At 74.2% G+C, this 11,597-nt stretch carries 11 protein-coding genes; 8 read left to right on the top strand and 3 right to left on the bottom strand.

Annotated elements, in window-relative coordinates; all coding sequences use genetic code 11:
• Nucleotides 1–28: 28 nt before the first annotated feature.
• From ACFYXE_RS26515 to ACFYXE_RS26500, 4 genes are all read left to right on the top strand, one after another.
• Nucleotides 29–616, top strand: coding sequence for a CinA family protein (locus ACFYXE_RS26515; protein WP_389316300.1), 588 nt, complete (start codon nt 29–31; stop codon nt 614–616).
• Between the two features lie 109 nt (nt 617–725).
• Entirely contained in the window at nt 726–1,103 is a 378-nt protein-coding gene (locus ACFYXE_RS26510; protein ID WP_361166030.1) for a helix-turn-helix transcriptional regulator, read from the top strand.
• 204 nt (nt 1,104–1,307) lie between these two features.
• Nucleotides 1,308–1,778, top strand: a complete 471-nt coding sequence (locus ACFYXE_RS26505) for a DNA starvation/stationary phase protection protein (RefSeq protein ID WP_361166028.1) — start codon at nt 1,308–1,310, stop codon at nt 1,776–1,778.
• A 193-nt stretch (nt 1,779–1,971) separates the two neighbouring features.
• Entirely contained in the window at nt 1,972–2,379 is a 408-nt protein-coding gene (locus ACFYXE_RS26500; RefSeq protein WP_389316248.1) for a hypothetical protein, read from the top strand.
• Here the strand turns inward: ACFYXE_RS26500 and ACFYXE_RS26495 are convergent.
• Nucleotides 2,327–3,124, bottom strand: a complete 798-nt coding sequence (locus ACFYXE_RS26495; protein ID WP_361166026.1) for an SDR family NAD(P)-dependent oxidoreductase — start codon at nt 3,122–3,124, stop codon at nt 2,327–2,329. The two genes, ACFYXE_RS26500 and ACFYXE_RS26495, sit on opposite strands and share 53 nt — an antisense overlap.
• Nucleotides 3,125–3,376: 252 nt before the next feature.
• Entirely contained in the window at nt 3,377–8,137 is a 4,761-nt protein-coding gene (locus tag ACFYXE_RS26490; protein WP_389316245.1) for an ATP-dependent helicase, read from the bottom strand.
• Nucleotides 8,138–8,250: 113 nt separating this feature from the next.
• Here ACFYXE_RS26490 and ACFYXE_RS26485 point away from each other — a divergent pair, with 113 nt between their 5' ends.
• The 3 genes from ACFYXE_RS26485 to ACFYXE_RS26475 all read left to right on the top strand — a co-directional run bounded on the left by ACFYXE_RS26485 (nt 8,251) and on the right by ACFYXE_RS26475 (nt 10,282).
• Nucleotides 8,251–9,144, top strand: a complete 894-nt coding sequence (locus tag ACFYXE_RS26485; RefSeq protein ID WP_389316243.1) for an AraC family transcriptional regulator — start codon at nt 8,251–8,253, stop codon at nt 9,142–9,144.
• A gap of 173 nt (nt 9,145–9,317) precedes the next feature.
• Nucleotides 9,318–9,977, top strand: coding sequence for an AzlC family ABC transporter permease (locus tag ACFYXE_RS26480; protein ID WP_389316298.1), 660 nt, complete (start codon nt 9,318–9,320; stop codon nt 9,975–9,977).
• The gene (locus ACFYXE_RS26475; RefSeq protein ID WP_389316241.1) at nt 9,974–10,282 is read left to right on the top strand and encodes an AzlD domain-containing protein; all 309 of its coding nucleotides are present in this window, start codon (nt 9,974–9,976) and stop codon (nt 10,280–10,282) included. Before ACFYXE_RS26480 ends, ACFYXE_RS26475 begins: the two co-directional genes overlap by 4 nt.
• A gap of 39 nt (nt 10,283–10,321) precedes the next feature.
• Here the strand turns inward: ACFYXE_RS26475 and ACFYXE_RS26470 are convergent, their stop codons facing one another.
• A complete protein-coding gene (locus ACFYXE_RS26470; RefSeq protein ID WP_389316239.1) occupies nt 10,322–11,296 on the bottom strand; it encodes a hypothetical protein in 975 nt (324 codons plus the stop codon).
• A 79-nt stretch (nt 11,297–11,375) separates the two neighbouring features.
• Here ACFYXE_RS26470 and ACFYXE_RS26465 point away from each other — a divergent pair, with 79 nt between their 5' ends.
• Nucleotides 11,376–11,570, top strand: coding sequence for a DUF3046 domain-containing protein (locus tag ACFYXE_RS26465; protein ID WP_361166013.1), 195 nt, complete (start codon nt 11,376–11,378; stop codon nt 11,568–11,570).
• Nucleotides 11,571–11,597: the final 27 nt, after the last annotated feature.

Raw genomic sequence — 11,597 nt, 5'->3', positions numbered from 1 at the left:
GGTGTCGGCGAGCAGGCTGCTGCGGCTCATGGCCGCGCGCGGCGAGACGCTCGCCGTCGCCGAGTCGCTGACCGGGGGCCTGGTGGCCGCCGAGATCACGGCCGTGCCGGGGGCCTCCAAGGTCTTCCGGGGCTCCGTGACGGCCTACGCCACGGAGCTGAAGCGGGACGTGCTGGGGGTCGACGGCACTCTGCTGGACGAGCGCGGGGCGGTGGATCCCGAGGTCGCCCGGCAGATGGCGGACGGCGTCCGCACGGTGCTGCGGGCGGACTGGGGCATCGCGACCACCGGGGTCGCGGGACCCGATCCGCAGGACGGGCAGCCCGTCGGGACCGTGTACGTGGCGATTTCGGGGCCGGATACCGCGGTGACGGGGCCGGATACCGCGGTGACGGGGCCGAAAACGCCGGACGCGGGATCGTCGGTCGAAAGGATGCCCGGTTACGCCGACGGCGGAGCCCGTGGGAAAGTGGCCGCCCTGCGGTTGAACGGTGACCGTTCGGAAATCCGTACAGAGAGTGTACGGAGCGTGCTCACCTTGCTTCTCGAGCAGCTCTCCGGAGAACGTGCCGAGAATGGGCGGGCACAGGATACGGAACAGAACGGGGGGAATTGATGTTTGCAGCCCTGAGTGAACACGACATCGCTCCCCGCACGGCCGCCGCGCGAGGCGGTACGGTGGGGCGTGAAGGATGCGGCTACGCGGTCCGAGGAGGGAGCCACCGATGATTCTGCTCCGTCGCCTGCTGGGTGACGTGCTGCGTCGGCAGCGCCAGCGCCAGGGCCGTACTCTGCGCGAAGTCTCCTCGTCCGCCCGAGTCTCGCTCGGCTATCTCTCCGAGGTGGAGCGGGGGCAGAAGGAGGCTTCCTCCGAGCTGCTTTCCGCGATCTGCGACGCGCTTGACGTACGGATGTCCGAGCTCATGCGTGAAGTGAGCGACGAACTGTCGCTCGCCGAGCTGGCTGAGTCTGCAGCAGCGGTCCCCGAACCGGTGCGTGCGCCGGTTCGTTCGATGCTCAATTCCGTCTCCGTGGCCGGCGTGCCACCGGAACGGGTCACGATCAAGGCGCCCGCGGAAGCGGTGGACGTCGTCGCGGCGTGACACCGGGCTGCCTGCGAGCAGCTCCGAGACGTGTGTGGAAGCCCCTGCCGGGTGCCGGCAGGGGCTTCTGTGCGTCCGGGGTGGGTCTGCGGCGGGGTCTGAGGGGGCTTGCGTGACGCTGCGTCCGCGAATCGACCTATTTACTGCTTTTGTGTAATGGTTGGGGAGGATTTACGTCAATCGCTCGTGTGTTGGAGGAGACAGATGTACGTCGTGAAGAGCCCGCTGTCCGATGCGGATCTGAAGACGGTCTCGGACGCCCTGCAGGGTGCCCTCGTGGACCTGGTCGACCTGTCGCTGGTGGCCAAGCAGATCCACTGGAATGTGGTCGGCCCGCGCTTCCGCTCCGTGCACCTGCAGCTCGACGAGGTCGTGGACACGGCCAGGCAGCACTCCGACACCGTGGCCGAGCGCGCCTCCACCCTCGGTGTCTCGCCCGACGGGCGTGCGGTGACCGTGGCGCAGAGCAGCGGCATAGGCAAGGTCGCCGACGGCTGGGTCAAGGACGTGGACGCGGTGGGGACGCTCGTCGAGGCGCTCGGCGCGGTGATCACGCGGATGCGTGAGCGGGTCGAGGCGACCGGCGAGGCGGACCCGGTCAGCCAGGACATCTTCATCGGCATCACCGCCGATCTGGAGAAGCACCACTGGATGTTCCAGGCGGAGAACAGCTGACGCCTGCGGGACCGTGAGCGCCCCGGCCGGAGGCGGCCGAGGCGTGGTGCGGGGGGCGCCCTGTGCGGGCGCTCCTCGCGGAGCGGGGCCACCGTCCGTGCGCCGTGTTGCTTCCGGTGCCGGAGGTGCGCCCTCCCAGGGGGTGAACCCGGGCGTTTAGCGTCGACCTCGCGTTGGGCGGGAGGTGACCTCTGTGGCAGCCGTGAGCGGTACGGGCGTGCCGTGGCGCGTCCTGCGCTGGGCGCCGGCCCTGGTCTTCGGGGCGCTGTGGTGGTGGGGCGTGCTGCGGCTGGCCTTCGCCCCCGACGCGGGCGTCCTGGAGGGCGCTGTCGCGGCCGGCGGCTGGGGGCTGAGCGTGCTCCCCGTGCACAGCGTGTCCAAGGCGCGGGCCGCGGGGGTGGCGGGCGCCGGCAAGCAGGGGCCGAGGCGTCACGCCCGTCGGCCCGACGGGGCGCTGCGGTGGCCGGGGGAGCGGACGGCGGTGGCGTGGTGGGCGCGCGCGGGTGCCGTGCTGGGGCGGGTGCGGGGGAAGGCGTTCGGGGGACGGATCACCAGGGCATGGCGACGCCGCCGTTCGGGCGGAGGATCTGGCCCGTCGTGAAGGACGCGGCGTCGGATGCCAGGTGCAGTACGGCGTGAGCGATGTCGTCGGCCTCGCCGACGCGGCCGAGCGGTGACATCCGCACCATGACCTTCTCCGTGTGCGCCTGGGCCTGCGTGTCGTGCCGGGTGGTCATGGGGGTGCGGATCCAGCCCGGGGCGACCGCGTTGACGCGGATGCCGTGCGGGCCGACTTCCGTGGCCAGGGTCTTGGTGAGCTGGACGACGGCCGCCTTGGCCGCGCCGTAGCAGAGGAGGCCGGGGCCGCCCGTGTCGACGGCGCCCGACGCCATGGTGACGATGCTGCCGCCCGAGCCCGCGTCGACCATGATGCGGGCCGCGGCCTGGCATGCGTACAGGACGCCCTTGAAGTTGATGTCCAGCACCCGGTCGAGATCCTCGTCGCGGGTCTCCAGGACCGGGCTGCTGTGCATGACGCCCGCGATGGCGGCGAGGATGTCGAGGCGGGGCGTGGGGGTGGCGGCGGGGGAGGGTGGCGCCGCGGCTGCGCTCACGGCGCGGTCCACCTGTGCCCGGTCGGACACGTCCAGGGTGTGCGTGTGGGCGGTGCCGCCCGCGGCCTTGATGAGGGTGGCGGTCTCGTGGAGGCCCTGCTCGTCGCGGTCGGCGCAGTGCACGGTGGCGCCCGCCTCCGCGAGGAGCAGGGCCGTCGCGCGGCCGATGCCGCTGGCGGCGCCGGTGACGAATGCGGTGCGTCCGGTGAGGTCGTACGCCTTGACGGGCATGACGGGACGGTACGACTGGATCTGACGGGTCGTCAACTGGTGTGCTGGGGTGGAGTCTTGAGGTTGCCTGCGGTGGTACGCGGCATCGAGGTGATTGCCGCGCGGGTGAGTCCGGGACAGTGCGCCCGGTGAGGTCGGCTGTGTCGTGGATCCAAGGGGGCACGAGGCGCACGAGGCGCACAAGGGGCACAAGGCGCACGGGGGGCATGGGGGGCATGGGGGGCGTGGTGGGGCGTGAGGAGAGCGTGTCGCTCACGCGCGCAGGCGCAGGCCGCGCGGAGTGGCGTGGAAACCGGCTCCTTCCAGGAGTGGGGCGAAGGACGAGGTCAGCGCGGCGGTTCCGTTGACCCGCTCCACCGTGACCGTTCCCAAGGAGCCCGCCTTGGCGGCCTTGGCCAGGGCTTCGGCAGCGACCTGCAGGCGAGGGTCCTCGGTCGCCGCCTCCTCCGGAGCGGCGGGCCACGCCAGGAGCGTCTTGCCGCCGCGCTCCATGTAGAGCGTCAGCTCGCCGTCGACCAGGACGACGAGGGAGCCCGCCTTGCGGCCGGGCTTGTGGCTCACCACGCCACCCTTGCGGCTCGCGGGCGCGTCGGTGGTGTCCGGCCCGGTGGACGGACGCGGCTGGGCGACCGGAGGCGGCTCGGGCCAGGGCAGGGCGGCCCCGTACGCGTTGGCGGGGTCGGCGGCGGCTAGGACCACGGCCGCCTGGGCGTCGGCGGGGCGGGCGCCGTCCGTGCGCTCGCGGGCGTTCGCGGTCGCGCGCAGCCGGTCCACCGCGCCGTCCATCGCGAACTGGGCCGCGCCGAGCCCTTCGACCACGTAGCCCCGGCGCGCCTGGCCGCTGTCCTCGAAGGCCGACAGGACCCGGTACGTCGCCGAGAAGCCGCCCTCGACCCCTTCGGCCGCCACCGCGCCGCGGGTGACCACGCCGTGCCGGTCCAGGAGGGTGCGAGCCAGCGCGTGGGCGCGCAGGGTCGGGTCGGGCTCGCGCTCGGGGAGCAGTGACCAGCGGCCCGCGACCGTCGGCGGGCCGGTACGCGAGGTGGCGCGGGCGGCCGCGGTCAGGCTGCCGTAGCGCCCGCGCGGGATGCTGCGCTTGGCGCGGTGCGCGGTGGCTCCCGCGGTGCGGCCGGAGCCCAGGAGCGAGCGCATCGGGGACAGGGTGTCGTTGGTCAGGCGGCCGGACCAGGCCAGCTCCCAGAGGGCGTCGGCCAGTTGCGGATCGCCGGCTTCCGGGTGGGTGGTGGCGCGGACCTGGTCGGCGATCTGGCGGAAGAAGAGGCCGTATCCCCCGGAGAGGGTGTCCAGGACCGACTGGTGCAGGGCGGTGAGCTCCAGGGGGTGCGGGGGCGGCAGGAGCAGGGGCGCGGCGTCGGCCAGATAGAGCGAGACCCAGCCGTCCTTCCCGGGGAGGGATCCTGCGCCGGCCCACACCACCTCGCCCGCCGCGGTCAGTTCGTCGAGCATCGCCGGGGCGTAGCCCGCCACGCGCGAGGGCAGGACCAGCTTCTCGAGCGCCGATGCGGGGACGGTGGCGCCCTGCAGCTGCTCGATCGCGCGGACCAGGCCGTCGATGCCCCGCAGGCCGTGCCCGCTCAGGTGCTGCCACTGGGGCAGGAACTGGGCGAGGGCGGCGGGCGGCACCGGCTCCAGCTCGTGCCGCAGCGCCGCCAGGGAGCGTCGGCGCAGGCGGCGCAGTACCGCGGTGTCGCACCACTCCTGGCCGATGCCCGCCGGGTGGAACTCGCCCTGCACCACGCGGCCGTTCGCCGCGAGGCGCTGCAGCGCGCCCTCGGTGACCGCCGCGCCGAGACCGAAGCGGGCGGCGGCGGTGGCGGAGGTGAACGGGCCGTGCGTCCGCGCGAAGCGCGCCAGGAGGTCGCCCAGCGGGTCCTTGACGGGCTCGGTGAACGCTTCGGGGACGCCCACGGGCAGGGCCGTGCCGAGGGCGTCGCGCAGCCGTCCCGCGTCCTCGATCGCCGCCCAGTGCTCCGCGCCCGCGATCCGGACCCGGATCACGCGGCGGGCGGCGGCGAGCTCCTCGGCCCACTCGGGCTCGGCACCCCGCTCGGCCAGCTCCGCCGCGGTCAGCGGCCCCAGGAGCCGCAGCAGGTCGGCGATGCCTTCGGCGTCCTTGACGCGGCGGTCCTCGGTGCGCCACTGGAGCTCCTGCTCCAGCTCGGTGAGGACCTCCGCGTCGAGCAGCTCGCGCAGCTCCGCCTGGCCGAGGAGCTCGGCGAGGAGCCGGGAGTCCAGCGAGAGGGCCGCCGCGCGCCGCTCGGCGAGGGGTGAGTCGCCCTCGTACAGGAACTGGGCGACGTATCCGAACAGGAGGGAGCGGGCGAAGGGGGAGGGCTCCGGTGTGGTGACCTCGACGAGGCGGACGCGGCGGGACTCGATGTCGCCCATCAGCTCGGTGAGGCCCGGCACGTCGAAGACGTCCTGGAGGCACTCCCTGACCGCTTCAAGGACGATCGGGAACGAACCGAACTCGCTGGCTACCTCAAGCAGTTGCGCGGCGCGCTGGCGCTGCTGCCACAGCGGGGTGCGCTTGCCGGGGCTGCGGCGCGGCAGCAGCAGCGCGCGGGCGGCGCACTCGCGAAAGCGCGAGGCGAACAGCGCCGAGCCGCCCACCTGGTCGGTGACGATCTGGTTGACCTCGCCCTTCTCGAAGGTCACGTCACCCGCGCCCACCGGGGCCTTCTCGGCGTCGTACTCCGTGGAGGGTGCGCCGGGGTCCTGGTCGAGCAGGTCCAGGCTCATCAGGTCGGCGTCGGGCAGCCGCAGTACGAGGCCGTCGTCGGCGTGCATCACCTGGGCGTCCATGCCGTACCGCTCGGTGAGGCGGGCGCCCAGGGCGAGGGCCCACGGAGCGTGCACCTGCGCCCCGAAGGGCGAGTGCACGACGATCCGCCAGTCGCCCAGCTCGTCGCGGAAGCGCTCGACCACGATCGTGCGGTCGTCGGGGATGTGCCCGCAGGCGTCGCGCTGCTCGGCGAGGTAGGCCAGGACGTTGTCGGCGGCCCAGGGGTCGAGCCCGGTGTTCAGCAGCCGGGCGCGCGCCTCCTCGGCGGAGAGCGCGCCGACCTCACGGAGGAACGCGCCCAGCGCACGGCCCAGTTCGAGCGGGCGGCCCAGCTGATCGCCCTTCCAGAAGGGCAGGCGCCCCGGCACTCCGGGCGCCGGGGAGACCAGAACGCGGTCGCGCGTGATGTCCTCGATGCGCCACGAGCTCGTGCCGAGCGTGAAGACGTCGCCCACCCGGGACTCGTAGACCATCTCCTCGTCGAGCTCACCGACGCGGCCGCCGCCCTTCTTGGGGTCGGCTCCGGCGAGGAAGACTCCGAAGAGGCCGCGGTCGGGGATCGTGCCCCCGGACGTGACGGCCAGGCGCTGTGCCCCCGGCCGACCGGTGACCGTGCCCGCGACGCGGTCCCAGACCACGCGCGGGCGCAGCTCGGCGAACGCGTCCGAGGGGTAGCGCCCCGCGAGCATGTCCAGGACGGCCGTGAACGCGGACTCCGGGAGCGAGGCGAAGGAGGCCGCCCGGCGGACCACCGCCAGCAGGTCGTCGACCTGCCAGGTGTCGAGGGCGACCATCGCCACCAGCTGCTGGGCCAGCACGTCCAGGGGGTTGGCGGGGACGCGCAGGGACTCGATGGACCCGGTCCGCATCCGCTCGGTGACGACGGCGGCCTGGACCAGGTCTCCCCGGTACTTCGGGAAGACGACTCCGGTGGAGACCGCCCCCACCTGGTGGCCCGCCCGGCCCACCCGCTGCAGCCCGGAGGCCACGGACGGCGGCGACTCGACCTGCACGACCAGGTCCACGGCGCCCATGTCGATGCCCAGCTCCAGGCTGGACGTGGCGACGACGGCAGGCAGCCGGCCCGCCTTGAGGTCCTCCTCGACCTGGGCGCGCTGCTCCTTGGAGACCGACCCGTGGTGGGCGCGGGCCAGCACCGGCGGGGCGCCCTTGGCGGCGCCCGACTCGGCCATCAGCTCCGCCGGCGAGTGGTCCTCGGGGAGCGCCTCGCCGGTCGCCCGCTCGTACGCGATCTCGTTCAGGCGGTTGCACAGGCGCTCGGCCAGGCGGCGGGAGTTGGCGAACACGATCGTCGAGCGGTGTGCCTGGACGAGGTCGGTGATGCGCTCCTCGACGTGCGGCCAGATCGAGGGGCGCTCCGCCTCGCCGCCCGGGCCGTCCGCGGCGTCGCTCGCCGGGGAGCCGCCCAGCTCGCCGAGGTCCTCCACCGGGACGACGACCGACAGGTCGAACTCCTTGCCGGAGGGCGGCTGGACGATCTCGACCTTGCGCTTGGGGGAGAGATAGCGCGCCACCTCGTCCACCGGCCGTACCGTCGCCGACAGGCCGATGCGGCGCGCGGGCTTCGGCAGCAGCTCGTCGAGCCGCTCCAGGGACAGCGCGAGGTGGGCGCCGCGCTTCGTGCCCGCGACCGCGTGCACCTCGTCGAGGATCACTGTCTCGATGCCGGTGAGCGCCTCGCGCGTGGCGGAGGTCAGCATCAGGAAGAGCGATTCGGGGGTGGTGATCAGGATGTCCGGCGGGCGGGTCGCAAGCGCCCGGCGCTCGGCGGCCGGGGTGTCGCCCGAGCGGATGCCGACCCGCACCTCGGGCTCCGGCATGCCGAGGCGCACCGACTCCTGGCGGATGCCGGTCAGCGGGCTGCGCAGATTGCGCTCCACGTCGACCGCGAGGGCCTTCAGGGGCGAGACGTATAGGACCCGGCAGCGCTTCTTCGGGTCGGCGGGCGGCGGTGTCGAGGCCAGCTGGTCGAGCGCGGCGAGGAACGCGGCCAGGGTCTTTCCCGAGCCCGTGGGCGCGACGACCAGCACGTCGGACCCCTCGGAGATGGCCTGCCAGGCCCCGGCCTGGGCGGACGTGGGCGCCGAGAACGCCCCCGTGAACCAGCCGCGGGTCGCGGGGGAGAACCCTTCGAGAGCGCGCCGGGCGCGCGGGGCGCCGTCGGCACCGGACGCAGAGCTGACCATGCCCCCATCGTGCACCCCGCCACTGACAACGGCGCCGACCTGCGGGGAAGCGGGTGGGTCCCCGTCGCGGAATCGATGCGGAGGCCGCGCCGGACACGTCGCAGAATGGGCGTATGGCAGCTTCGGCGGAGCGGGCACGGCACTGGCGGTACGCGGCGCTGCCCGGTGTCGACCTGCTCCGTGCCCACTACATCCGTCGCACGTTCGTACGGCACACCCACGAGCACTTCGTCATCGCGGCGATCGCCGAGGGGGTGGACGTGTTCCACCACACGGGTGCAGACCGCCACGCGGGGCCGGGCTCCCTCGGCCTGATCAACCCCGACACCACGCACACCGGGCGGGCCGGCGACGCCGAGGGCTGGCGGTACGGGGCGATCTACCCGGCACCCGAGGTGGTCGCCGCCATCGCGGCGGAGACGACGACGCTGCGGGGCGCGCCGGGCTTCGTCCGTCCGGTGCTCGACGACCCGTACGCGGTGACCCTCGTGCACCGGGTGCTGCGCGCGGCGGACGAGGGCAACGCCCTCGCAGCCGACACGCTGCTGCGGGTGACGGTGACGCGGCTGCTGCGGCTCAACGGCGGGCGGCTGCCGGAGCGCCGGGTGCGCACGGCAGGGGCCGGGACCGCGGCACGCGCGCGTGACGTCCTCACGGAGCGCCTGGCGGACCCGCCGAGCCTGCAGGGGCTCGCCACCGACCTCGGTGTCAGCCCCTTCGCGCTGCTGCGCGCCTTCCGCGACGCCTACGGGATGCCTCCGCACACCTGGCTCACCGACGCACGGGTGCGCCGGGCCCGCCGCCTCCTCGACGCAGGCACCGCACCCGCGGACGCGGCCGCCGCGGTGGGCTTCACCGACCAGCCGCACCTGAACCGGCACTTCACCCGCATCGTGGGGGTGCCCCCGGGGGCGTACCAGCGGGAGCGCAAGAACGTACAAGACGTGGCCGCGGCCACGCTCGTACCGTCCGGGGTGTGGCAGAACAGCAGGCCCCCGCGGGCATAGAGGAACCGGACGGCAGGTGCGCGAGGAGCGTCCCTGATCCGTGCTCGAACAGCGCCGCTCCGTACGTGCACGGCGTCGAGGGAGAGGCCGCGGAGGGGGCCGGGAAGCGGGTCGGGGAGCAGGCCGGGGAGCGCACCGCGGAAAAACCGGACGCCGCCGTCGTCCGTAACGCCCTGGGCGTCGGCGTGGCCGTCGGACTCTCCGGCTTCGCCTTCGGGGTGACCTCGGCGGGCGGCGGACTCAGCGTGCTGCAGAGCTGTGCGCTCAGCCTGCTGGTGTTCACCGGGGCCTCGCAGTTCGCGCTGGTCGGCGCGCTCGCCGGGGGCGGTAATCCGTTCACCGCCGCCGCGGGCGCCTTCTTCCTCGGGGTGCGCAACGCCTTCTACGGGCTGCGCCTGTCGCAGGTGCTGGCCCTCCCGCGCGCGGTACGGCCGCTCGCCGCGCACTGGGTCATCGACGAGACCACCGTCGTCGCGCTCGCCCAGCCCACTCGGCGCGCCGCCCGGATCGGCTTCACGGTCACCGGGGTCAGCCTCTACGTCCTGTGGAACCTCACCACCCTGCTCGGCGCGCTGGGGGCCGAGGCGATCGGCGACACCGACGCCTGGGGCCTGGACGCGGCCGGACCTGCCGTCTTCCTTGCGCTGCTCGCGCCGATGCTGCGTACCGCGCGGGAGCGTGCCGTCGCGGGCGTCGCCGTCGTCCTCGGGCTCGGCCTGCTGCCGGTGCTGCCCGCGGGCGTCCCCGTCCTGGTGGCCGCTCTCGCGGTGCCGATGGTCCTCTTCGTAGAGGGCCGACAAGCGCGTGACCGCGCGCGGAGGGAGGGCCGGTGAACGTCTGGATCGCGATCGGTGCGACCTTCGCCGGCTGCTACCTGGTGAAGCTGGCGGGGCTGCTGGTGCCCGCGGGCGCGCTGGAGCGGCCGCTGGTCCGGCGCATGGCCGCCCTGCTCCCGGTGGCCCTGCTCGCGGCCCTCACGGCCCAGCAGGCCTTCGCCGACGGCCGGGCGCTCGTCCTGGACGCCAAGGCGGCAGGGCTCGCCGCCGCGGCCGTGGCGCTGGTGCTGCGCGCGCCGTTCCTCGTCGTCATCGCTTCGGCCGTCGTCGTCACGGCGGGAGTGCGGGCGCTGACGGGGTGAGACCGACGGGGTGAGGGGGCGTGGCGCGCCCGTGTCGGCTCAGCCGATGGGGCGCCCGTACGCGCGCAGCGTGCGCAGGGCCTCGACGGTGACGATCGGGCGCGACTCCAGGGCCGTGCCGGGCGCCCACGGCCGCCCGCGCCCGGGCCAGCCGCCGTCCTCCTGCTGCTCCCGGGCCAGGAAGTCCAGGGAGCGCGTCATCTCCTCGTCGGTGAACCACGAGCGCGCGAGCGACTCGGGAGTGGCCGCGAAGTCGTGCGCGAAGTGGTGCTCTCCCGGGGCGCTGCCGGGCGGCACCGGATGCCCGGCCAGGTCCCGCGGGTCCAGCACCGCCAGGCGCTGCTCGCGCACGAGGCGCCCGATGCGGTCGGCGGCGGCCCGCGCGCGGGGGCGGTCGGGCACCCCGTCCAGGAAGGCGACGGCCGCGCGGATCTCGTACGGGTGGGACCTCTCCAGGGCCTCGATCGCCGCCCAGCAGAAGTCCGTCGCGCGGAAGAGCCAGGCGTGCCACACCTCGTTGCGGTGCAGCAGGCCCACGACGGGGCCGGTGGCGAGCAGCTCGCTCGGCGGGTCGTCCACGATCGGCACGAACGGTGCCGCGGGGTAGCCGCGTTGGCCGGGATGCACCGCGGGCAGGGCGCCCTCGGCGGTCGACACCGCGCTCAGATACCGGCAGATCCGCTCCGCCCGCTGCCCGCCGCAGCGGCGGATCGAGTCCAGCACCAGCAGCGCGTGCCCGGTGTGCAGGGGCTGGCTCACGGGGCCGCGCAGAGTGGGGTCGAGCGCGTAGCCGTACCCGCCGTCCCCGGTGGCGTACGAGGCCAGGGCGGCCTCGACCGCGTCCGCCGCCGCGGCACCGCCGTCGCCGGCGGCGCAGTCAAGGAAGTGGTACGCGAACCGTCGCTGCTCGAGGACGCGGGCGGTGAGCCAGACGAAGTGCTCGGCGCGGGCGAGGGGGGAGAGCGCCGCGGCGGGGGAGGGCACTGCGGCGGGGAATGCTCCGGTTTCGGCCATGCCCCGACGTTAGGGCGGAAAGCGTTCTCGGCAAGCCCCCTGTGCCGGTCTGCACTCTCAGGGGCGCGATACTGGAGGCATGCGGTTGACGGTCTTCTGGCAGCGGATGGCGGCCCACTTCGGTGCGGGGTACGCCGACTCGTTCGCGCGCGATCACGTGATGGCGGAGCTGGGCGGCCGCACGGTCCACGAGGCGCTGGACGCGGGCTGGGACGCCAAGGACGTCTGGCGCGCGGTGTGCACGGCGATGGACGTACCGGCCGAAAAGCGCTGACCGCGGACGGCTCGTCCGGCGGCGGGC

Source organism: Streptomyces sp. NPDC002564 (assembly GCF_042889645.1).
GTDB lineage: Bacteria > Actinomycetota > Actinomycetes > Streptomycetales > Streptomycetaceae > Streptomyces.
The sequence above is the reverse complement of the archived record's forward strand: the minus strand, read 5'-3'. Positions and strand labels throughout refer to the sequence as shown.